Origin of the sequence: Streptococcus sp. 20925_1_44 (assembly GCF_041432435.1) — a bacterium.
In the GTDB taxonomy this organism is placed as follows: Bacteria; Bacillota; Bacilli; order Lactobacillales; family Streptococcaceae; genus Streptococcus; species Streptococcus infantis.
The window spans coordinates 291152-313534 of record NZ_JAPVZQ010000001.1; the positions used below are offsets into that span (position 1 = coordinate 291152).

General features: G+C 36.9%; 21 protein-coding genes and 3 pseudogenes. 21 read left to right on the forward strand and 3 right to left on the reverse strand.

What is annotated here, in order from left to right; all coding sequences use genetic code 11:
- Window positions 1-14 precede the first annotated feature (14 nt).
- From pepT to O3643_RS01360, 3 genes are all read right to left on the reverse strand, one after another.
- Window positions 15-1238: a peptidase T gene (pepT, locus tag O3643_RS01350; RefSeq protein ID WP_371499298.1), complete on the reverse strand. Its 1224-nt coding sequence runs from the start codon at window positions 1236-1238 to the stop codon at window positions 15-17.
- 22 nt (window positions 1239-1260) lie between these two features.
- Complete coding sequence (mnmE, locus tag O3643_RS01355; protein ID WP_371499300.1) at window positions 1261-2634, reverse strand: tRNA uridine-5-carboxymethylaminomethyl(34) synthesis GTPase MnmE; 1374 nt, start codon at window positions 2632-2634, stop codon at window positions 1261-1263.
- 114 nt (window positions 2635-2748) lie between these two features.
- The gene (locus tag O3643_RS01360) at window positions 2749-2931 is read right to left on the reverse strand and encodes a 4-oxalocrotonate tautomerase (protein WP_054363450.1); all 183 of its coding nucleotides are present in this window, start codon (window positions 2929-2931) and stop codon (window positions 2749-2751) included.
- A gap of 122 nt (window positions 2932-3053) precedes the next feature.
- Between O3643_RS01360 and O3643_RS01365 the strand changes: the two genes are divergently transcribed.
- The 21 genes and pseudogenes from O3643_RS01365 to O3643_RS01465 all read left to right on the forward strand — a co-directional run bounded on the left by O3643_RS01365 (window position 3054) and on the right by O3643_RS01465 (window position 22312).
- A complete protein-coding gene (locus O3643_RS01365; RefSeq protein ID WP_006151556.1) occupies window positions 3054-3653 on the forward strand; it encodes a thymidine kinase in 600 nt (199 codons plus the stop codon).
- Window positions 3643-4122: an N-acetyltransferase gene (locus O3643_RS01370; RefSeq protein WP_006152180.1), complete on the forward strand. Its 480-nt coding sequence runs from the start codon at window positions 3643-3645 to the stop codon at window positions 4120-4122. Before O3643_RS01365 ends, O3643_RS01370 begins: the two co-directional genes overlap by 11 nt.
- A 9-nt stretch (window positions 4123-4131) precedes the next feature.
- The gene (gene prfA, locus O3643_RS01375; RefSeq protein ID WP_371499303.1) at window positions 4132-5211 is read left to right on the forward strand and encodes a peptide chain release factor 1; all 1080 of its coding nucleotides are present in this window, start codon (window positions 4132-4134) and stop codon (window positions 5209-5211) included.
- Window positions 5211-6047, forward strand: coding sequence for a peptide chain release factor N(5)-glutamine methyltransferase (prmC, locus tag O3643_RS01380; protein WP_371499305.1), 837 nt, complete (start codon window positions 5211-5213; stop codon window positions 6045-6047). The genes prfA and prmC overlap by 1 nt, the downstream gene beginning before the upstream one ends.
- On the forward strand, window positions 6031-6633 hold the full coding sequence (locus O3643_RS01385; RefSeq protein WP_371499307.1) for an L-threonylcarbamoyladenylate synthase: 603 nt from the start codon (window positions 6031-6033) through the stop codon (window positions 6631-6633). The genes prmC and O3643_RS01385 overlap by 17 nt, the downstream gene beginning before the upstream one ends.
- 1 nt (window position 6634) lies before the next feature.
- The gene (locus O3643_RS01390) at window positions 6635-7081 is read left to right on the forward strand and encodes a GNAT family N-acetyltransferase (protein WP_371499309.1); all 447 of its coding nucleotides are present in this window, start codon (window positions 6635-6637) and stop codon (window positions 7079-7081) included.
- Entirely contained in the window at window positions 7078-8334 is a 1257-nt protein-coding gene (gene glyA, locus O3643_RS01395; RefSeq protein ID WP_371499311.1) for a serine hydroxymethyltransferase, read from the forward strand. The genes O3643_RS01390 and glyA overlap by 4 nt, the downstream gene beginning before the upstream one ends.
- 6 nt (window positions 8335-8340) lie before the next feature.
- Window positions 8341-9315 (forward strand): nucleoid-associated protein, encoded by a 975-nt coding sequence (locus O3643_RS01400; protein WP_006148471.1) that lies wholly within the window; start codon window positions 8341-8343, stop codon window positions 9313-9315.
- Window positions 9315-9917, forward strand: coding sequence for a lysozyme family protein (locus O3643_RS01405; RefSeq protein WP_371499314.1), 603 nt, complete (start codon window positions 9315-9317; stop codon window positions 9915-9917). The genes O3643_RS01400 and O3643_RS01405 overlap by 1 nt, the downstream gene beginning before the upstream one ends.
- Before the next feature lie 81 nt (window positions 9918-9998).
- Entirely contained in the window at window positions 9999-10973 is a 975-nt protein-coding gene (locus tag O3643_RS01410; protein WP_371499315.1) for a DUF1002 domain-containing protein, read from the forward strand.
- 74 nt (window positions 10974-11047) lie between these two features.
- Window positions 11048-12415, forward strand: a complete 1368-nt coding sequence (gene rlmD, locus O3643_RS01415; RefSeq protein WP_371499317.1) for a 23S rRNA (uracil(1939)-C(5))-methyltransferase RlmD — start codon at window positions 11048-11050, stop codon at window positions 12413-12415.
- Window positions 12416-12741: 326 nt separating this feature from the next.
- Window positions 12742-12986, forward strand: a pseudogene (locus O3643_RS01420) (GIY-YIG nuclease family protein); the annotation flags it as partial.
- A 188-nt stretch (window positions 12987-13174) separates the two neighbouring features.
- On the forward strand, window positions 13175-17695 hold the full coding sequence (locus tag O3643_RS01425; RefSeq protein WP_371499319.1) for a protein NO VEIN domain-containing protein: 4521 nt from the start codon (window positions 13175-13177) through the stop codon (window positions 17693-17695).
- A gap of 275 nt (window positions 17696-17970) precedes the next feature.
- Window positions 17971-18723, forward strand: a complete 753-nt coding sequence (locus tag O3643_RS01430; RefSeq protein ID WP_371499321.1) for a lysostaphin resistance A-like protein — start codon at window positions 17971-17973, stop codon at window positions 18721-18723.
- Window positions 18708-18848: pseudogene (locus O3643_RS01435) on the forward strand (VOC family protein); the annotation flags it as partial. The gene O3643_RS01430 and the pseudogene O3643_RS01435, both read left to right, overlap by 16 nt.
- 21 nt (window positions 18849-18869) lie before the next feature.
- Window positions 18870-19189 (forward strand): annotated as a pseudogene (locus O3643_RS01440) (TfoX/Sxy family protein).
- Between the two features lie 247 nt (window positions 19190-19436).
- Window positions 19437-19865: an aminoglycoside 6'-N-acetyltransferase gene (aac(6'), locus tag O3643_RS01445; protein WP_013903432.1), complete on the forward strand. Its 429-nt coding sequence runs from the start codon at window positions 19437-19439 to the stop codon at window positions 19863-19865.
- Between the two features lie 47 nt (window positions 19866-19912).
- Window positions 19913-20521 (forward strand): Type 1 glutamine amidotransferase-like domain-containing protein, encoded by a 609-nt coding sequence (locus O3643_RS01450; RefSeq protein WP_371499323.1) that lies wholly within the window; start codon window positions 19913-19915, stop codon window positions 20519-20521.
- Window positions 20522-20594: 73 nt separating this feature from the next.
- Window positions 20595-21086, forward strand: a complete 492-nt coding sequence (locus O3643_RS01455; RefSeq protein WP_371499325.1) for a phosphoribosylanthranilate isomerase — start codon at window positions 20595-20597, stop codon at window positions 21084-21086.
- A 137-nt stretch (window positions 21087-21223) separates the two neighbouring features.
- Window positions 21224-21634 carry a hypothetical protein gene (locus O3643_RS01460; protein WP_314944080.1) on the forward strand — a complete coding sequence of 137 codons (411 nt, stop codon included), beginning with the start codon at window positions 21224-21226 and terminating at the stop codon, window positions 21632-21634.
- A gap of 111 nt (window positions 21635-21745) precedes the next feature.
- Window positions 21746-22312: a hypothetical protein gene (locus O3643_RS01465; RefSeq protein ID WP_371499704.1), complete on the forward strand. Its 567-nt coding sequence runs from the start codon at window positions 21746-21748 to the stop codon at window positions 22310-22312.
- The last annotated feature ends 71 nt before the right edge of the window (window positions 22313-22383 follow it).

Genomic DNA, 22383 nt, shown 5'->3' on the forward strand with positions numbered 1-22383 from the left:
CTACCTCGTCTTTTTTAGTCTTTATAAGATACAATTCCAATGATTGTATCAACTGCACGCTCCATAGTTTGGAGACTGACATATTCGAAACGACCGTGCATATTTTCGCCACCAGCGAAGATATTTGGAGTAGGAATTCCCATGAAGGAAATCTTAGAACCGTCTGTTCCACCACGGATAGGCTCGATAATTGGTGTAATATCAAGACTTTCCATCACTGCTTTAGCAATAGTGATTGGAGTCATATCCTTTTCGATAACTTCTTTCATGTTGTAGTATTGGTCGGTAAGAGTTAAGGTAACACGATCACTTCCAAGCTCTTGGTTCATCTTATCAGCAATAGCTTGCATTGCAGCTTTACGCGCTTCGAAGCTTTCTTTTTCAAAGTCGCGAATGATGTAGCTAGCACGCGCTTCCTCGACAGTACCTGTTACATCCATAAGATGGAAGAAACCTTGGTAACCCTCAGTCAACTCAGGTCGATCACCAGCTGGAAGTTGATTGTGGAAGTCGATGGCTAACTGGAGAGCATTGACCATTTGTCCCTTAGCAGTACCTGGGTGTACATTACGTCCTTGGAAGTGAAGTTCAGCACCTGCAGCAGAAAAGGTTTCGTATTGCAATTCTCCAAGAGGGCCGCCATCAACTGTATAAGCGAAGTCAACATTGAAGTCTTCTGCATCAAATTTGTTGGCACCAACACCGATTTCTTCATCTGGTCCGAATCCAACTCGAATTTCACAGTGTTTTATTTCAGGATGAGCGTTCAAGTATTCGATAGCTGTCATGATTTCGGCGATACCAGATTTGTCATCAGCACCGAGAAGCGTAGTTCCATCTGTAGTAATCAAAGTTTGGCCGGGATATTTCTCTAAACTCTTAAAATCAGCTGGATCAAGTTTGAAACCAGAATTCCCAAGTTCGATAACTCCACCGTCGTAGTTTTCAATAACCTGAGGATTAACGCCTTCAGCATTAAAATCAGCCGTATCCATGTGAGAGATAAAACCAATCTTGCGAGTTAAACTTGGATTGTTAGCTGGAAGAGTACCGATAGCAAAACCGTTTGGCAAATAATAGACATTTTGCAAACCGACACGTTTCATTTCTGGGATGAGGACATTAGTCGCAAAGTCTACTTGACTTTGAGTACTTGGTGTAGTAGTAGAATTTTCGTCTGAACGTGTGTTAACCTTAACATAAGTTAAAAAACGCTCTAGTAATGTTGGATATTTCATCATAACTCCTTTTTATAATTTTTTATTTACCTAAACAGAATTGGCTGAACAATTGAGTAATAAGTTCATCTGGCGCTGCATCACCTGTAATTTCTCCGAGGATTTCCCAGGTTCGAGTTAAATCAACTTGAAGCAGATCAACTGGCATGCCCAGTTCAAGACCTTCGTTAACTGCTTGTAAGCTTTCAACAGCCTTTTCGATTAATGAAATATGACGGGCGTTGGATAGATAGGTAGCATCTTGTTCGACCAAGCCAGCATTTTCAAAGAAGAGGTTATTGATGCGTTCTTCAATCTTATCAATGTTTTGATTTTTAAGGACTGAAATACGAATGACATCATCTGGAAGCTCAGCAGTTTCAATCGCTTCTGGCAGGTCAGTTTTATTAAGTAGGATGATTCGATTAGTATCTTGGCTAATTTCAAGAAGTTGTCGGTCTTGAGCAGTTAGAGGTTCACTAGCATTTAGGACTAGTAGAACTAAGTCAGCTTCCTTAAGGGCTTTTTTGGAGCGTTCAACCCCGATCTGTTCCACGACATCATCTGTTTCACGAATGCCAGCAGTATCAATCAACTTCAGTGGAACACCGTTGATATTGACGTATTCTTCAATGACATCTCGAGTAGTCCCTGCAATATCTGTTACAATGGCTTTATCTTCGCGCAGGAGGTTATTAAGTAGACTTGACTTCCCTACGTTGGGACGACCAATGATGGCCGTTGCAATTCCTTCGCGGAGGATTTTCCCACGACGTGCAGTTTTTAGGAGATTGGTCAAGAGTTGTTCAAACTCCATAGTTTTTTCGCGGACAACAGCAGTAGTGGCTTCTTCCACATCGTCATACTCAGGGTAATCGATATTAACCTCAACCTGAGCCAAAGTATTGAGAATTTCCTGACGAGTATTGTTAATGAGGTCAGATAGGGATCCATCAAGTTGTTTGACTGCTATATTCATAGCCTTGTCAGTCTTAGCACGGATGATATCCATTACAGCTTCAGCCTGAGTCAAGTCTACACGACCGTTTAGGAAGGCACGTTTGGTAAACTCACCAGGTTCTGCCATGCGAGCCCCTTCACGGATAGCCAATTGCAGGATTTCATTGGTCACAGCAATCCCACCGTGGGTATTAATCTCTATAATATCCTCACGAGTAAAGGTCTTCGGAGACTTCATAGCCCCAACCATGACCTCGTCCATAACCTTACCAGTCAAAGGGTCAACAATGTGGCCGTAATTAAGGCTGTGGCTAGCAACCTTGCTCAAGTCTTTGCCTTTAAAAATTTTTTGTGCAATAGCAAAGCTATCCGTTCCGCTTAGGCGAACAATCCCAATCGCCCCTTCACCAAGCGGAGTCGAGATTGCAGCAATGGTATCAAATTCACGTGTAATCATTTCATTTCCTTTTAACAATTTATATACAAATATCTCTTAAAATTGTAACAAAATAAAGTTTTTTATTCAACGAATGCCACTTATAAAGAAAAGCCTAAGCATATCGCTTAAGCTTTACTTAGTGCGCATTTCCCCTTGCGGGAAGTAAGTTCCTTCAGGCATATCGTTGATGATGACATGAACAGCAGATTGTGGTGCACCAGTGTTACGAACCACAGCTTCGGTTACTTCCTTTGCTAGGACTTTCTTTTGCTCGAGCGTGCGACCTTCAAATAAATCGATGCGTACAAATGGCATAATAGCTTCCTCCACTAGTTTTTGATTTCTTCTATTTTACCACATTTTGCCGTTTAAAGCTTTTGGAAAATATGATATACTAGAATGTAGCAGAAAATTAGAAATGGACGTGAAATAGAAACATGGCACAGTTGTATTATCGTTATGGGACCATGAATTCAGGAAAGACCATCGAGATTCTCAAGGTAGCCTATAACTATGAGGAGCAAGGAAAGGGAGTTGTTATCATGACTTCGGCTCTGGATACAAGAGACGGTATAGGCTATGTGTCGAGTCGGATTGGCATGAAGCGACCAGCAGTTGCTATCGATGATACTACGGATATTTTTGGTTTTATTCGAGACTTACCTGAAAAACCCTACTGTGTTTTGGTCGATGAAGCCCAATTTCTGAAGCGTCACCATGTTTACGATTTAGCTCGTGTCGTCGATGAGTTAGACATACCTGTTATGGCCTTTGGTTTAAAGAACGACTTTCGCAATGAGCTGTTCGAAGGATCTAAACATCTATTGTTATTAGCAGATAAAATTGATGAGATCAAAACCATCTGTCAGTATTGTAAGAAAAAGGCGACCATGGTGTTGCGTACGCAGGACGGACTGCCTGTTTATGATGGTGAACAAATCCAGATAGGTGGGAATGAAACCTATATCTCGGTTTGCCGTAAACATTATTTTGCCCCACTGATAACATCTAAAAAGGAACAAGACTATGTCAATTGAACTAAGAGATGTTACAATGAAAAATTATTTTGATGTTCTGAATTTGGATGTTAAGGAATATCAAAAACAATTTATTGCTACCAACGCAATTAGTTTAGCTGAAGCATATGTCTACACAAAAAATGGAGATTTTGTAGCTCCATTGGCAGTTTACGATAATGATGCAATCATAGGTTTTGTGATGTTAGCTTATGATAAAAAAATCGGAATTAGTAATGGAAATTATTTACTATTTCGTTTCATGATTGATAAGCATTTTCAAGATCAAGGTTATTTTAAACTAATTATGGATAAGGTGCTAGACTATGTTCGGAAAGCGCCAGCAGGTTTATCCAATAAACTTTGGTTGTCTTATGAACCAGAAAATGAACATGCAAGATCTTGTTACCTCAGTTATGGATTTAAAGAAACTGGGGAAATATTTGAGAACGAAGTAGTAGCAATATACGATTTAACAATTGAGAAATAAGGAGAAAAAATGAACATCTATGATCAACTACAAGCTGTAGAAGACCGTTATGAAGAATTAGGAGAATTGCTGAGCGACCCTGATGTGGTCTCTGATACCAAGCGTTTCATGGAGCTTTCAAAAGAAGAAGCTTCAACTCGTGATACCGTAACAGCCTACCGTGAATACAAACAAGTCCTTCAAAACATCGTTGATGCTGAAGAAATGATTAAAGAATCAGGCGGAGATGCTGACTTGGAAGAAATGGCGAAACAAGAACTCAAGGATGCTAAGGCAGAAAAAGAAGAGTACGAAGAAAAATTGAAAATCTTGCTTCTTCCAAAGGATCCAAACGATGATAAGAACATCATCCTTGAAATCCGTGGGGCAGCTGGTGGAGACGAAGCAGCACTTTTTGCTGGTGACCTTCTAACAATGTACCAAAAGTATGCTGAAGCCCAAGGCTGGCGCTTTGAAGTTATGGAAGCGTCTATGAACGGTGTCGGCGGTTTCAAAGAAGTGATTGCCATGGTTTCTGGTCAGTCAGTTTATTCTAAACTCAAGTATGAATCAGGTGCCCATCGTGTGCAACGTGTCCCTGTGACAGAAAGCCAAGGACGTGTCCATACTTCGACAGCAACTGTCCTTGTCATGCCTGAGGTAGAAGAAGTAGAGTACGATATTGATCCAAAAGACCTTCGTGTGGATATCTACCACGCATCTGGTGCTGGTGGACAGAACGTCAATAAGGTTGCGACTGCCGTTCGTATCGTCCACTTACCAACCAATATCAAGGTGGAGATGCAGGAAGAACGTACCCAGCAGAAAAACCGTGAGAAGGCCATGAAGATCATCCGTGCGCGTGTGGCTGACCACTTTGCTCAGATTGCCCAAGATGAGCAAGATGCTGAACGTAAGTCTACTATCGGTACTGGTGATCGTTCAGAGCGTATCCGTACTTATAACTTCCCACAAAACCGTGTAACAGACCATCGTATCGGCTTGACTCTACAAAAACTTGATACAATTCTAGCTGGTAAATTGGATGAAGTTGTAGATGCCTTGGTTCTTTATGACCAAACACAAAAATTGGAAGAATTAAACAAATAATGAAATTAGCTCAAATTTTTAAAGATTTTGAGGAAAAGTTAATAGCACAAGGAGAGGAAGCAGAAAGCCTCTCCTTTGTCTATCGTAGCCTAAAAAATCTATCTTTTACAGACTTCGTCTTTGCCCTCCAGCAAGAAGTAACAGAGGAAGAAAAAGAGTTTGTAGAGGAAATTTACACGAAACTGGCAAATCATATACCTGCCCAGTACATTATCGGTCATGCAGAATTTTTTGGGATGCAGTTAAAGGTTGATGAGCGAGTCTTGATTCCTCGCCCAGAGACAGAAGAGTTGGTGGAGCTCATCCTAGCCGAGAATCTAAAGGACAATCTCAAAGTACTAGATATCGGAACAGGAAGCGGTGCAATAGCCCTTGCTTTAGCTAAAAATAGACCAGATTGGTCGGTCACAGCTGCGGATATTTCACAGGATGCTTTAGACTTATCGTTGGAGAATGCTAACGCTCAAAATCTAAATCTCTCTTTTATCAAATCTGACTGTTTCTCCGAAATTTCTTCAAAATATGATATAATTGTATCCAATCCACCATACATATCTCGTGAAGATCAAGAAGAAGTTGGCTTGAATGTTTTGCATTCAGAACCTCATTTGGCACTTTTTGCTGACGAGGATGGCCTAGCTATCTACCGTAGAATCGCGGAAGACTCCAAGGACTATCTAAATGATGGTGGTAAGATTTATCTCGAAATTGGCTACAAACAAGGTCAAAGTGTGCCCGCTCTCTTTATGGAAAATCTTCCTGAGAAGCGAGTTCGAACGCTCAAAGACCAATTTGGCCAAGATAGGATGGTAGTCATTGATGATGGAGAAAATTAAGCAAAAGTTGGAAAAGGGTGGAGCTGTAGTTTTGCCGACCGAAACAGTTTATGGACTTTTTGCAAAAGCGCTAGATAAAAAAGCTGTTGATTATGTCTACCAGCTTAAACGTCGTCCAAGAGACAAGGCACTTAATCTCAATGTCGCTCATCTAGACGATATCTTGAACTTTTCAAATAATCAGCCACCTTATTTACAAAAACTTGTTGATAGTTTTCTTCCTGGGCCTTTGACCATTATCTTAGAAGCTAATGACAAGGTCCCTTACTGGGTCAATTCAGACTTAACGACAGTTGGTTTTCGGATGCCCAGTCATCCCGTCACTCTAGACTTGATTCGTGCGTTTGGTCCCTTAATCGGCCCGTCTGCAAATATTTCAGGGCATACAAGCGGTGTTAGCTTTGAAGAAATTTTAAAAGAATTTGGACAAGAGGTTTTGGGAATAGAAGATGATGCTTTTTTAACAGGTCAAGATTCGACTATTTTAGATTTGACTGCTTCTAAGGCAAGAATTCTACGCCAAGGTTCGATAACTCGAGAAGATATCCTTGCCAAGATACCTGAAATTCCTTTTGAGGAGGTATGATATGCTACGTGCTTTGAAAGCAACAGATGTTGCATCGATTCATGAGATTAACAAAGATGCTTTAGGTTATGATTTTAGCCTTGAGGAAACGGCTAGTCAACTAGATAAGTTGTCTCAAGACTCACATCATTTCCTACTGGGGTTTGAGGAACCGACCAGCCATGACTTACTTGGGTATGTACATGCTGAGGTTTATGAATCCCTTTATTCTAATGCCGGTTTTAATATTTTGGCTTTAGCAGTGGTACCCCAGATGCAAGGTAAGGGCATCGGGAAAATTTTGCTCCATGGATTAGAACAAGAAGCAAAAAGACGGGGTTATGAGTTTATTCGATTAAACTCTGCAGACCATCGTCTTGGTGCGCATGCATTTTATGAAAGAGTGGGTTATACTTGTGATAAAATGCAGAAACGATTTATTAAGTTAATTAAAGGAGAAGACATATGATTTTTGACAAAGATGATTTTAAAGCATATGATGCTGATCTTTGGAATGCCATTGCCAAAGAAGAGGAACGTCAACAAAACAATATTGAGTTGATTGCTTCAGAGAACGTTGTATCTAAGGCTGTAATGGCAGCGCAAGGTTCTATCTTGACTAATAAATACGCTGAAGGTTATCCAGGACGTCGTTACTATGGTGGTACTGATGTAGTGGATGTTATCGAAAGTCTAGCTATTGAACGTGCGAAAGAAATCTTTGGTGCTAAATTTGCCAATGTCCAACCTCACTCAGGAAGTCAAGCTAACTGTGCAGCATACATGGCTTTGATTGAGCCAGGTGATACTGTTATGGGGATGGATTTAGCTGCGGGTGGGCACTTGACTCACGGAGCTCCTGTAAGTTTCTCAGGTCAAACCTATAACTTTGTTTCATATAGCGTTGATCCGGAGACAGAGCTATTGGACTTTGACGCCATCTTGAAACAAGCTCAAGAAGTTCAACCAAAACTTATCGTTGCTGGTGCCTCAGCCTATTCTCACATCATTGATTTCTCAAAATTCCGTGAAATTGCGGATGCTGTAGGCGCAAAACTCATGGTCGACATGGCCCACATTGCTGGCTTGGTTGCAGCTGGTCTTCATCCAAATCCAGTTCCATACGCACATATCACAACGACAACGACCCACAAAACTCTTCGTGGACCACGTGGTGGATTGATTTTGACGAACGATGAAGACCTTGCTAAAAAAATCAATTCCGCTATTTTCCCAGGTATCCAAGGTGGTCCTTTAGAGCATGTTGTTGCTGCTAAGGCTGTAGCCTTTAAAGAAGTATTGGATCCAGCCTTTAAAGAATATGCTGCTAATGTTATCAAGAACAGCAAGGCTATGGCAGATGTCTTCTTGCAAGATTCTGATTTCCGTATTATCTCTGGTGGTACTGAAAACCACCTCTTCTTAGTGGATGTCACAAAGGTTGTAGAAAGTGGAAAAGTAGCCCAAAACTTATTGGATGAGGTCAACATTACCCTTAATAAAAACTCAATCCCTTACGAAACATTGTCACCATTCAAGACAAGTGGTATTCGTATCGGAGCGGCAGCAATTACTGCTCGTGGTTTTGGTGAAAAAGAAAGCCGTCAAGTTGCTGAACTTATTATTAAAGCCCTTAAGAATGCAGAAAACGAAGCTGTCTTAGAAGAAGTGAGAAGTGCAGTCAAATCCTTGACAGATGCCTTCCCATTATATGAGGACTAATATTTTATGGATATTTATATTAAGAAAGCCATTATCCATCAGTTCAGCCCAGATGACACAGAGTTGTTCTTGGCGGATAAGTTTCTCAATATCACTCCTAAAATTGAGGAATACTTGCGTAAAAAAGTGGAGCGTGTGTATTCGGATGATGCCAAAACTGGTATTTTTGAAGAGGATAATCCTTTTTTCAATCACATCACAGAAGATTTAATGGAAACATCTGTTACAATTGCTAATCTCTGGAAAGAGGAATTCTCTGTATCTGAAAACCAAAAGACTAATGACTTGGTTTTTGTCCAGTTTTCAAAAGAGGGAGTAGACCACTTTGCCTTTCTACGAATTGCATTGCGTGAAACCTTGACACACTTGGGTGGCGAGGTTGACAATCCAATCAAACTGACTCAAAATAACTTACCTGGGTTTGGAACTGGAGCAGATGAAGCACTAGTTGTTAATCTTCAAAGTCGCAAGTATCACTTGATTGAAAAACGCATCAAGTATAATGGAGCCTTTTTAAACTATTTTTCTGAGAATCTTATTCAAGCACAACCAAAGATTTCACCAAAGAAATCCATTAAGGAACTAGAAAAAACGGCTCAAAAGATTGCCGAAACCTTTAACACAGATGATTTTCAATTCCAATCTAAAGTTAAATCAGCAATTTTCAATAATCTTGAAGAGAATAATGAGCTCTCTCCAGAAAAATTAGCCAATGATCTTTTTGACAATAATCTTACTGCTCGACTTAGCTTCATTGACCAGGTTAAAGAAGCAGTACCAGAGCCAGTACAGTTTGATGAGATTGATGCCAGTCGTCAGTTAAAGAGATTTGAGAATCAGAAACTTTCCTTGTCAAACGGGATTGAACTCATCGTACCAAACAATGTCTATCAAGATGCGGAATCGGTTGAGTTCATTCAAAACGATAATGGAACCTATTCTATCTTAATCAAAAACATCGAGGATATACAAAATAAATAATGTTTAAATTTATACGAAGAATGCTGGTACTAGCAGTCTTCCTTTTCGCTGGATATAAAGCTTATCTGATTCGTCAGGATGTCAAACAAGTCATGACCTACCAACCCATGGTTCGCGAAATCTTGAATGAAAGAGATACCCCAGCAAACGAAGAGCTTGTGCTCGCCATGATTTATACAGAAACTAAGGGTAAAGAAGGAGACGTGATGCAGTCAAGTGAATCTGCTAGTGGCTCTACTGATACCATAAACGATAATGCAAGTAGTATTCGGCAAGGGGTTCAAACCTTGACAGAAAATCTCTATCTAGCTCAAGAAAAAGGAGTGGATGTCTGGACAGCCATTCAAGCTTATAACTTTGGGCCTGCTTATATTGATTTTATCGCCCAAAATGGCAAGAAAAATACGATTGCACTGGCTAAGCAATACTCAAGAGATACAGTTGCACCGACATTAGGAAATACAACAGGGAAAACCTATCGCTACATTAATCCCATTTCTATTTTTCAAGGTGGAGAACTTTATGTGGATGGTGGGAACTATTATTACTCTAGACAGGTTCAGCTAAATCTCTATATTATGAAAATTTTTAATCTATTTTAAGCATCTAGAATTTCTAGGTGCTTTTATAAGTTTTCTTTAAGGATACTTTAATATGCTAGAGTGGAAAAGGAGGAACGTCTCATGCGAAAGAAATTCTTTCTGACTAGCGCTGCAGTACTTTTAGCAGTTGTAACACTGCAAAGCGCCCAGGCAGCTACTGATGTTCAAAAAGTAATTGATGAAACCTATGTTCAACCTGAGTACGTCTTGGGTTCTTCATTAACAGAAGATCAAAAAAATCAAACACTTAAAAAACTTGGCTATGATGCCTCTAAAGATACTAAAGACTTGAAGACCATGACACCCGATGTCTACTCAAAAATTATGAATGTCGCAAACGATTCAAGTCTTCAACTTTATTCATCAGCAAAAATTCAAAAATTAGGAGAAAAATCTCCCCTTGAGGTCAAGATTGAGACACCTGAAAATATCACTAAAGTAACGCAAGATATGTACCGTAATGCGGCTGTTACCTTGGGTGTGGAGCACGCGCGTATCACCGTTGCGGCACCAATTCCAGTTACTGGTGAAAGTGCCTTAGCAGGTATTTACTATTCCCTTGAGTCTAATGGTGTTCAGTTACCTCAGGAAAATAAAGACTTGGCTCAGGAAGAGCTCAAGGCCTTGTCAGACATTAACGATGAAAACAAGGACAAATCAGGCTTTGATGCCAATAAACTGAACGTAGCCCTTGCTGATATCAAGGCTGCAGTCGCTAAGGCTAAAGAGTCTAAGGGTGAACTTACAGAAGATGATGTTCGTAAGATTGTTGAAGATACTTTGAAGAACTATAAACTGGATCAAGTTGTTACAGGCAACCAAGTCAATGTCATCATCAACTTTGCCTTCAATCTTTCAAAGAGCGATATACTTAATAACGAAGACTTTACTAAGACTCTAAAAGATTTGAAACAAAGCATTGTTGCGCAAGCAGGTGATAGTTTCAGCAATATCGACCTAAACTTTGATGCCAATAAAGCTATTCAAGACGGTGGAAACATCCTTAGCTCAATTTGGCAAGCTATCCTTGATTTCTTCAAGAGTTTTGGTGCTTAGGTCAATTCATGGTATAATAGATGGTAACAGGATTGTTGCCGTCTTTTTTTGTCGGCTTATAGAAAGTGAAAATTATGTTAAAGAAAAATGATATTGCAGAAGTTGAGATTGTCGATTTGACCCATGAAGGAGCAGGTGTTGCCAAGGTAGATGGCTTGGTCTTTTTTGTAGAGAATGCTCTTCCAACTGAAAAAATCCTTATGCGTGTCCTTAAAGTCAACAAGAAGATTGGCTTTGGTAAGGTTGAGGAATACCTTACACAGTCTGCACATCGTAACCAAGACTTAGATTTGGCTTACCTACGTTCAGGCATTGCCGACTTAGGACATCTTGCTTATCCAGAGCAACTAAAATTTAAAACCAAGCAAGTAAAAGATAGCCTATATAAGATTGCTGGAATCATGGATATAGAGGTCGCAGATACTCTTGGAATGGAGAATCCTGTCAAGTATCGTAACAAGGCTCAGGTTCCTGTTCGTCGCGTTAATGGTGTTCTGGAGACTGGTTTCTTCCGTAAGAATTCTCATGATCTGATGCCACTAGAAGATTTTTATATCCAAGATCCAGTGATTGACCAAGTTATTGTGGCTTTACGAGATTTGCTCCGTCGTTATGACTTAAAACCCTATGATGAGAAGGAACAGTCTGGCTTGATTCGTAATCTTGTTGTTCGTCGTGGCCATCATTCAGGTCAGATTATGGTTATTTTGGTGACAACTCGTCCTAAAATTTTCCGTGTGGAACAGTTGATTGAACAAGTCATCAAGCAGTTCCCAGAGATTGTGTCTGTCATGCAAAATATCAATGACCAGAATACTAATGCCATTTTTGGGAAAGAATGGCGGGTTCTCTATGGTCAAGATTACATTACGGACCAAATGTTGGGAAATGATTTCCAAATCTCAGGTCCCGCCTTTTATCAGGTCAATACAGAAATGGCAGAGAAGCTTTATCAGACAGCTATTGATTTTGCGGAGTTAAGAGAAGACGATGTGGTGATCGATGCCTACTCAGGAATCGGAACTATTGGATTGTCTGTCGCTAAGCATGTTAAGGAAGTTTATGGTGTCGAAGTCATCCCCGAAGCAGTAGAAAATAGCCAGAAGAACGCTAGCATAAATGGCATCACCAATGCCCACTATGTCTGTGACACAGCTGAAAATGCCATGAAAAATTGGCTCAAGGAGGGGATCCAACCAACCGCCATCCTAGTCGACCCACCACGCAAGGGCTTGACCGAAAGCTTCATCAAAGCAAGTGCCCAAACAGGAGCTGATCGCATCGCCTATATCTCCTGTAATGTCGCAACAATGGCGCGTGATATCAAACTCTATCAAGAGTTGGGCTATGAATTGAAGAAAGTCCAGCCGGTGGATTTGTTTCCGCAGACGCATCATGTTGAGGCGGTATCACTGCTTGTACGAGCTGAGGCATCAGCGTAGTAGAAGGAGATGTTCCGCCCATGCGATAGCTGTCGTAGAGTAAGGAGTTTACGACGAAACGATACTGCAACAGCGAACCGCTGAGTGTGTAGGTCTGCTCACTCGCGTGGAACGTTGATATAATAAGGTTTTGAGCAACTTAGGGTAATTCCTAGGTTGCTCTTTTTTAGTCTAAAATGACGATTTAGGGGTTAACCGTAGACTTGATAGAAATGCTTTCAAGCCTTGAGTTGACATGTTTTACACCGTAGAGTTGATAGCTTAGATGATTTTGATGACGGTTACGTGATATAATATATTATCGAACTTTCAAGGGAGACATGATCATGAAGCAGATTTTTATTTTTTCGGATACACAGAAAGACAGTATTTCATATTTTGAACGTAGCCTGCAATTTTGGTTTCGATGAGTCGAAGTGACCTTCCATATTCAAAAGAACAGGATTTCGCAAATTATCCAGCTGTTTACGTTTTGATAGGTGGGAATAAACGATATGTTGGACAGGCTGCCGGACAATCAATCTCGCTTCGGCTATCGCAGCATTTCCTCAAAGAAGACAAAGCTAAGGTCACCATTTTTGAAAAGAACATTGTTGTTGATTTCAAAAGTGGGGTGAGAGTGACTGTTGAAATTTAATTTGAATAGATATAACTAGACGTTAATGTGGGTAGCCATATTAACGTCTTTATTGATTGGATTTCATAAAATGATTTATGATATAATATATTATGTAAAAAATAGGCTGGAGGCGAGGTTCTGTGAGCAAATGGAATACGATTGATGAATTAAGGGATATTTTTATTCGTAAATATACGGATTCTGAGTTGAATAATGAACTTGAAAAGGCCTGTAGCGAAGAATATGAATTGATGCGTGATTATAATGGGCGTCAGATTTTAGAGTTATTACAGAATGTAGACGATGCCTATGGAGATATAAAATCAGAAAACGACTCCAGTAATGATGAAGTGAAAGTTCGGATAACCTATAAAAATAATATTTTGGAAGTTGGAAATACAGGTACGTCATTTTCAAAAGATACAATTGAAAGACTGTGCTTAGGAAGAGCAAGCAACAAATCTTCACAAAATATTGGAAATAAAGGGACTGGTTTCCGTTCTTTGCTAAACGATGCTGAGTGGGTTGAATTGTATTCGGGAGAATTTGCTATTCGATTTAGTGAAGAATTCACGAAACGTCTGTTTGAACAATATGTATCTAGAGAGTCAGACAAATTCAGTGAACTAATTTTTGAACAGCAGAAAAATTGGAAAAAAGAAGATTACGATCTATGTTTTCCGATAATGAACTGTCCTCAACCAATAAACAAAGTTGATTCTGATTTTGATACGTTAATCAGAGTAAAGCTAAAAGAAACTAATTTAAGTAAAGGCACGAGTGTCGCTAAACAACTTCAGCAACCATTTTATAAGTCTTTGTTATTTTTACCCAATATAACAAAAATAGTTATTGAGACATCTGATGATGAAAAAATATCAGAGAAAATTGTCGATGGGCATGACGTGCTGATAGAAAAAAGTGATGTCACAGGTCAAGCACAGTCTGAAGAATATTTTGTTTTCGATAAAGAATCTAGGATAGGGGATAAAGTTGCTAAAATTGCAGTAGCCGTTTCTAAAGATTCTGATTACGATTACTCCAAAGAAAAACTATATTGCTACTTTCCAATACGTAACTTTGGTACTCCAATTCATGCACTTATAAATGCACCGTTTATAACTAATAATTCACGTGACGATGTCCCGGATGATAGCGAACAAATAAATAAGAAAATATTTATTGAAGTGTTCAAATTTATATCTGAAGTAGCTGAAGAATTATCTAAGCCTGAATATGAAGATATAGCATTAAAAATGGTAACTCCTTTTAAAGAGAATAAACTATGGGACATAGATGTATTTGACTTAAAGAACGAATTCCTGGGTAATTTATCTAATGCCCAAATACTACCGACTGTAAATTGGCAATATATTTCTATCAAAGATAATCCCAAGCTTTTCCTTCAAGAATTCCCAGAGGAGCTAACAGGTGAGACATTTTCCACCTTGTTGCAATTATTAGAAACAAACGAAAATAACCAACTAGTACAAGAACTTGCTAATTATAATGAATACACTGGCCTGTCGTTTGATGTAGATGAACTATTTGATAAAATCAACATTCTTTCATCTTCTTGGGAAAATAGAATAAGGACAAAAGTGTTCTTATGGTGGAGTGAGCAATATAAAAGTTCTCCGATTGTCCCTAAGCTATTAAAGGACAATAGTGACAATTGGTTGATGAAATCAGATAAGGTATTCTTACCGACCGATACAGGTGTTACTGTGCTTCCAAAAGAGCTGTCTTCTTGGGTTAGTTTAAGCATTTTGAATCAAACATATGTTGATGAGTTAATTTATCAGATTAAGACTTCATCAAGTTGGCAAAATAAATGGGAAGAAACAGCTAATGCATACAAAGCTGAACGTACAGGAGATAAACGTATTCTAGATGCATTCAGTGAAAAGTATCTTGCAATTGAATTCACTGAGCAAAGCAGTTCAGATTTGATCATTGGAACGATTAATCGACAAATTGACACTGTTGAAAAATCTATCAGTTTCATTAATTGGTTTTATGATAACTACAATGAAAAACTATCAGCTGGAAGTGAGCTGTCTAAAGTTCCGTTTAATCTTCCAAACGTTGCTGGAGACGTTCAACCTTCCAATAAAATGTATATTGGAAAAGAGTATGGCAATGAATTAGGAGATAAGCTTTTTCAAGATACAGATTACACGGCATTGAAAAAAATAGATTGCTCTAGTTTTGCTGAGGAGAGAGATTTTCTGTCATTTATTCTTCGATGTGGTGTTTCCAAATATCCTAAGATTTATGATAACGATTCTTTAAAAAATGATGTTGGATTTAAAAATTTTATTTCTAACAAATATAAGAATGAAATAAAATTTACGAATATTAATTATTTAACGTCTAAGGACATCAGTAATTTTGAAGAATTAATAGACAAATTAGATACGAAAGACATTGTCAATTGGCTCAATCAAGACGAAGAATTGACAGATTTATTATCTTCGGTAAAAAAAGAATCAAGTGCAAGTCAGCAATCAAACTGGAACGGATTTTACTTTTATTCAAATGAGTATGTGAAATACATTTTGAATAAAACACCATGGATTGAAATTGACGGAGAGAAATATAGTCCCAGACAAATTGTGCTATATGAAAAGCTTAAGGCACACGTTCCGGGATTGTATGGAGTTTCTGAACAAAGCTTAATGGAACTCTTAGGGCAACGCATTGTTGAACAGTTGGATTTCAAAAAAAATATGGCGATGTTTTCGGATAATGAGATAAAATCTATATTAGTCGAATTACCAAAATTCGATAAAGGTGAAATTAGCCGTAGATTGTATAATGAACTTATCAGAAATAAAAAGGGAATGAGACCTACTTATTCTACCGAAGGCTTATCAGTCTTAGCCAAAGATGGATTATTTTATCCAAATAAAGAATTAAGGTATGCTGATAAGCGACTGCCTAAATCAATAGAAAAACAAATGCGTTTTATTTACGTGCCTGAAAAAGCTAGTACTACTACGATATATGAATGGCTTGGGGTTGAACGCTTCAAAACAAATTTAAAATTGAAAGCATTTGATCTATTGGAGGATTATTCTGAGGATTTCAAAAAAGAGATTGATGATATTAAAACCGCGGTATTATCTACGATAGATGACAATAGTAAAAATGTTAGTTCATTAAAACGTATTCAGATTATTCCATGCAGTAAAATAACTGCTAAAGATGAGGAAGATGGTCAGTCAATCTTTTTGGAAGATTATTATTTTGTGGAAAGTGAAGAAACATTCTACTTAAAATTACCTGCTAACCATATTGAAATTAGTCAATTACGTTTAATTGATACATTTTCTTCAGCAATCGTAGACATATTCAAGCAGGTGTTAAATCTAAGCTTAGATTTGAATTTGATTGAACTGTTAATTTCCCGAGATACGGAACATAAACAAAGAAAAATAACTGAAGAATTCGGTGTAGATAGGTGGAATGAATCGTTTGAGCTATTGTTTAGCAAAAATGCTTTAAGTAAAAAAGTTAATGAATTTTTGTTATTAAATGGACTAAACGAAGAGGAATATCCTGGTATTTTTGAAATTGACTATTCATATGCATTAAAAGAAGAAGAGTATCAATTGTTAGCGATAGCACTAGAAAGCATTTCAAAAGATATTGAGGATTTGAACGGATTGTCAGAATTGATTCATTTGGATATTCGTAAATTTTGGAAACTGAAATTAAGATCTTATCTAGATAAGAAAGCGGAACATTACCGCCAGAGTTTATTTAGCGACGCAAATAAGAACAATGATGAAAAACTTAAAGAAACATTCCTAGAAAAAATTGTTAGATACAATGATTATCAATTTGAGATTTCTGAAATTCCAAATTCAGTTCATGTTGACATTGAGAAAGAAAGCGAGAAGAGCTTTCCAGAGCTAAGTGTGTCAATTAATGATAAGATTGACATTGATGGCTTGTATGATAATAATGTCGAAGAGTTAGTCACGGAGGCAGGCATCACAAAAGATGATTTTGATTATTATATTAGAGGTCATCAAAAAGTTTCTTCCTTACTGTATTTTGGTATTCCGTCCAATTTAAGAGAAGATATACTGAAATTCTTTACTAAAGAAAATGAAGTTGATTTGAACGGAGAAAAATCTGGCATCTCTATTGAAGGAACATCAACTGTTCAAACCATTCTTGAACCATCGAATAGTGTTAGTAGGAAAGGTAAGAACACACGAAATGGAGAAAGAAGTAAACGAGATTATGATAATAGAAACTCCGCAAATGATGATGCTGGTGAAACAGCAGAACAAATTGCTTACGCTGAATTGACTCAGAATCAAAAACTTAATGTAATTTGGAATTCGAAATATTCTAGTAAATCTTCAGATCGTAATAAGCAGCCACCAAACGGAATTGTTTGTGATATGTGGGTTCATGACCCAGAGAATGGGAATATGTACTTTGAGGTAAAATCATCAATTACAGAATTTGAAATGTCGATTAATGAATATAATTCTATGTCAGATAACCGTGACTCTTACGAGGTCGTTTTAGTCAATCGTGATACCAAAGAAATAAGTCGTCATAAATTTGATGAACTTGATGGATTGAAACAGGCAAGTAGCTATCTTTTCAAATTTAAGCAAAAGAGAAGTGACGGTTGAGTGATTTGTTCTCACAAACCTATTCAATCTATCAACTCAAAAATAATAAACAACCATTATTATAGTAGGAAGATACAAAGTGTACTCTCAACGCACGTTGAGTGCGTGAGCTTGTTGGTAAAAGCCTAGAAAGCTTGGTACGAATCAATAATGAAAAGCCTTGATTGTAAGGCTTTTTTTGTGTTTTTGTGATAGAATATAGGTAGTTATAATCGAGAGCAACTAAGAAGCAGTAAAAATGTTATTCATAAAATAATCAAGATAAGGGCGATAAAATGACAGAAATTGACAAAAAGAATTTTAAAAATTATCTTTGTTTTACATTTGGAATTACTTATATAGCTTGGGGGATTCTTGCCATCTTTACTCAATCTCATATTTTGGGATTAGAAACATTTATAGGGAGAATGTTACATATAGTAGGTGCACTTGGTCCAGCTATTGCAAGTGGCTTTTATTTGAAAAGGAATAATATAAAATTTCAACATTTTCTATTTAGTAAGAAAGAAAATAGTAGTATTTATTTCATTATTCATTTGTTAGCAATTTTGATACTATTTTCTGTATCTTCCTTAGAATTAAATGAAGTATCAATTTATCTGATGCCATTATTCTTTATACAACTAATTTTTTTTGGTGGTGGACATGAAGAATTAGGATGGAGAGGAATATTACAGCCGTTACTTGATAAAAAATATACCTATTGGCAATCTAATTTGATTGTAGGTTCAATCTGGGGAATTTGGCATCTGCCTTTATGGTTTATAGTTGGAGAAAGTCATCAAGGATTTCCTTTTATTTTATTTTTTATATATACATTATTTTTAAGTTTTGTTTTAGGGCTTCTTTATCGTCAAACGAAATCTGTGGGATACTGTATATTATTTCATGCGTTTGCAAATTTGTTAAATCTCTACTTTGTGTTAAAAATTAATGTTATTTTTATTATCATTTTTATTGGTTATTTGATTTATACTATATTGGCGAGTAATAGAATTAGTAATGAAAAGCAGGTGGAAAATTTGTAAAAGAGCCACAGGGACTTTTCTGGGGTGGATATCACGCATATTTTTCGGATTTATATGGATATTATTGGGAAGTTTCTTGGGGAACCAATTTTCAATTTGATGAAAATGGACTATTGAAATTTTAGTAATTAAGGGAGATAGCAAAAATGGCTTCAAGCAAAGAATATTTAGATTTCATTTTAGAACAATTGTCCGAGTTGGAAGAAATATCATATAGAGCAATGATGGGTGAGTATATAATTTATTACCGTGGGAAAATCATAGGTGGAATTTATGATGATAGATTTTTAGTGAAGCCTGTCAAATCTGCAATAGCGTATATGCCGAATGTAGAATACGAATTGCCGTATGAAGGTGCAAAGGAAATGCTATTGGTAGATGATGTTGAAACAAAGAATATTTGACCGGCTTATTTAATTCAATGTATGATGAGTTACCTGCACCAAAACCAAAGAAAAAGAAATAATAAAATCTCAGTTTCTCTAGGTAATACCATTTAACGATAACCTTATGCTATCGTTAAAAAGTTTATAGAACAGACAAGACTACCTGGCATAATTAGTGTTCACTCGTTTCATGCTGAGACCGTACCACTGCTTGTCCGATCTGAGACATCGAAAAGTAGAAGGGGATGGTATTGGTATCAATCAATGAGTAACAAAGTAACAGCATGATTCGAAATATTTGCATGTAATTTGCGGAGGAACATCAATATGGATGGAATAACAAAAGATTCTATAAAAACGGCTAAACTAATGAAACAATTATGGCCCCAATTGACCGATAAAGAAGCTATTGATGAAGTGAAAAAATATACGAATGGCAAAAATACTGCAATCTTTACTGAAGTTGAAGGTGACACAATTGTAGGTCTAGCACTATGTTCACTCAGATTTGATTATGTTGAAGGTTGTAAATATAGTCCTGTTGGATTCTTAGAAGGGATTATTGTCGACGAGGAATATCGTTTAAAGGATATTGCTAAAAATCTCTGTACAAAATGTGAGGAATGGGCGAAAAATAAAGGATGCAAGGAATTTGCAAGTGACTGTACTTTAACGAATACGGATTCTATAAGATTTCATCTCAATATTGGATTTCAGGAGGCAAATAGAATTATTCATTTTAAGAAGAAATTATAATTTCAGAACGTGGTCAAAATTTATGTACCTTTAGAAAGTGTGAAAGATTGGACGAACAAATTTTTTTGATGGGTGGAAATCCGCCGATAAAGAACCATACGATTGTTAATAAAATTGTTTCATCAAGGAAGATTGAAAGAATTGTCATTTTTACAGTTTATCGAGAAAATTGGGAACCGTATATGAAAAAGTACACGGAAGTTTTCCAAAGTCAATTTCCTAATCTAAACACTGATTACTTACTTTTGGACACTGAGCAGATTGATTTTGATAGCTATTTAGATGCTGATCTAATTATTATCGGTGGTGGAAATACGGAAAAGTATTTAGCTACTTACGTCAATCAGCAGTTCAAAAATTATATCGATCATATGATTAATAAAGGTGCGAAAGTTATAGGTTTTTCTGCAGGAGCCCTATTATTAGGAGAAAAAGTTTATGTCTCACCTAATGATAATTCAGATCATCAGATAAAGATAAAAAATGGATTAGGAGTCTTTAGTCAGTTTTTAATTAGTGTCCATTATGATTCATGGAATGATAAAGCTAATAAGGATAGAGCTGAAGAACTTGTTGATGTTCCCATAATTCCACTAAATGATCATTCATGTCTTGTATTGGATAAATTTGGAAATATCATAGAGAAAATTGACTAGTTTACATTATCTAATTCTTGATTTAGGTAACTAAACTGTAAACGAACATTTATATGAAAGGCTTAGAGTAAACATGAGTCTCTTATTTGAAGAATTTAAGATCATTTGTTTCCATTTAAATCGAGTCGGAATTACACCGACACTGATGGGGTCTTTGGGATTGGAATTTAGAACGAAAGAAAATTGGGGGCCGTCTGACATTGACATTCATGTACCTGGTGACCCTAGAGGTTGGGAAGCACCTGACCATCTCAGAATTTATGACTGGGAAAAGATAATGAAAGTGATGAAAGACTTAGGCTACGTCTTAATAGATATTCATGAGCATGAATTCCAAAAGGATCGAGTGAGTGTTGAATTTGGAAGTATCGATTCCTTACCTGATTTTGCAGGAGTTTCGAAAACGGATATAGAGCTTATTCACATTGAAGACATCACTTTTCGTCTTCCAAGTCTGGAGCAGTATCTAAGTATTTACAAAGCTTCTTCTCAAGACTCCTATCGAAATGAACAAAATAACAATAAGGATTTTAAAAAGATCGAGTGGCTGGAAAAACATTTGTAAATTATCATATGAAAAGTAGTAAGTTGTAAGACTGGCTGCTATGTTATTTTTATTGGTTATTTAATTTATACGATATTGGCTAGTAATAGAATTAGTAAGGAAACAACATTTTAAATTTTAGAAAAGGAAGTATTATCATGGGAATATTCGATAATTTTGAGTACAAAGAAAACTACCAAAATGAAGAAAAAGTAATTGAAGTACTTAAAAAGATTTTAAGAGCAATTCATCTAAATAGCTATAGTGAGATTATGGATTGTGTTGATGGTTCAGAAGTTGATGATGTAAGAGAGTTACTAGAATATATTTACGATTCGTTACAATTAAATGATTTTGATAAAATTGATGAATATGGTGTAGAATGTAATTTCCATCCGAATTATGAGTATTCTCAACTACAAGTTTATAAATTTAATGATCAAACTGGTTTTGCTGTTGAATATCAGATGACCTCTAATTCTGAATTAGTAGATTTAACCCTACAATTAGAGTTTTTATACAATGAGGATGGTTACAAATTAACTTCCATAAATGTAGATCCTGGATAAACTACAGTTAAATATCTTCGTTATGAAATATATGTGTATACTAAGGATAGATAATTAGGTTGTAAGTCGCTTAAATATCGGTTGGTTTTTCAAATATTGGAAGGATTAATGATGTATCTATTAGAATTGTACCAAAACAATTATTCAAAGGATTTAGCCGTATTTGAGGCTTTAGAAGAAGGACGAGAATTTGTAGCTCAAATCCCTGGATATACTCTAGAAAATGAAGATGGTTTTGAAGTAGAGTATGTTAATCCTAAACACTTGCCGGATTATATGGAAATTGTCTTCAATGGAAATATTGTTCCTTTATCTAGATTTTCGTTTGACCCTGAAGAAAATGTGGATATTATTTGGAAAGAAATTTCGAATCTGTCCCTTAAAAACGATAAAGTAATCGAAGGCGCTACAAAAGTAGATGCCTATGTCGTGAATAACGATGAAGTAAAAGCTTATGTCGAAGCCAGAGAATCCAAGTATCGTCAGGCAAAATCTTTCTTAGAAAGCAAAGAATACGAAGTCGATAGAAGCTTTTTTGGAAGTGAAGACGGCGAAGCAATTGTCTACAGAAAACGCAACACTGAAGATTGGCACTTCTTATGTCACCTAGACCCGCTATTTGTAGAGATTGAAGATGTCGAAGGATATGTGAAAGAAGCGATGGAAGATATTCAATAGTCAACAAAAGTTCCTTGTGACTATATATCTTTGAAGATAAAGCGCATCTAAATATTTCACTTTTACATTTC

Bases quoted from the DNA above. Each gene is read 5' to 3' on its own strand.
- O3643_RS01390 (WP_371499309.1), top strand. From the start codon at position 6,635: ATGCTACGTGCTTTGAAAGCAACAGATGTTGCATCGATTCATGAGATT.
- O3643_RS01465 (WP_371499704.1), top strand. From the start codon at position 21,746: ATGTATCTATTAGAATTGTACCAAAACAATTATTCAAAGGATTTAGCC.
- O3643_RS01385 (WP_371499307.1), top strand. From the start codon at position 6,031: ATGATGGAGAAAATTAAGCAAAAGTTGGAAAAGGGTGGAGCTGTAGTT.
- O3643_RS01430 (WP_371499321.1), top strand. From the start codon at position 17,971: ATGACAGAAATTGACAAAAAGAATTTTAAAAATTATCTTTGTTTTACA.
- glyA (WP_371499311.1), top strand. From the start codon at position 7,078: ATGATTTTTGACAAAGATGATTTTAAAGCATATGATGCTGATCTTTGG.
- O3643_RS01360 (WP_054363450.1), bottom strand. From the start codon at position 2,931: ATGCCATTTGTACGCATCGATTTATTTGAAGGTCGCACGCTCGAGCAA.
- O3643_RS01370 (WP_006152180.1), top strand. From the start codon at position 3,643: ATGTCAATTGAACTAAGAGATGTTACAATGAAAAATTATTTTGATGTT.
- rlmD (WP_371499317.1), top strand. From the start codon at position 11,048: ATGTTAAAGAAAAATGATATTGCAGAAGTTGAGATTGTCGATTTGACC.
- O3643_RS01400 (WP_006148471.1), top strand. From the start codon at position 8,341: ATGGATATTTATATTAAGAAAGCCATTATCCATCAGTTCAGCCCAGAT.
- O3643_RS01405 (WP_371499314.1), top strand. From the start codon at position 9,315: ATGTTTAAATTTATACGAAGAATGCTGGTACTAGCAGTCTTCCTTTTC.
- O3643_RS01365 (WP_006151556.1), top strand. From the start codon at position 3,054: ATGGCACAGTTGTATTATCGTTATGGGACCATGAATTCAGGAAAGACC.
- pepT (WP_371499298.1), bottom strand. From the start codon at position 1,238: ATGAAATATCCAACATTACTAGAGCGTTTTTTAACTTATGTTAAGGTT.
- mnmE (WP_371499300.1), bottom strand. From the start codon at position 2,634: ATGATTACACGTGAATTTGATACCATTGCTGCAATCTCGACTCCGCTT.
- O3643_RS01460 (WP_314944080.1), top strand. From the start codon at position 21,224: ATGGGAATATTCGATAATTTTGAGTACAAAGAAAACTACCAAAATGAA.
- prfA (WP_371499303.1), top strand. From the start codon at position 4,132: ATGAACATCTATGATCAACTACAAGCTGTAGAAGACCGTTATGAAGAA.
- O3643_RS01410 (WP_371499315.1), top strand. From the start codon at position 9,999: ATGCGAAAGAAATTCTTTCTGACTAGCGCTGCAGTACTTTTAGCAGTT.
- prmC (WP_371499305.1), top strand. From the start codon at position 5,211: ATGAAATTAGCTCAAATTTTTAAAGATTTTGAGGAAAAGTTAATAGCA.
- O3643_RS01455 (WP_371499325.1), top strand. From the start codon at position 20,595: ATGAGTCTCTTATTTGAAGAATTTAAGATCATTTGTTTCCATTTAAAT.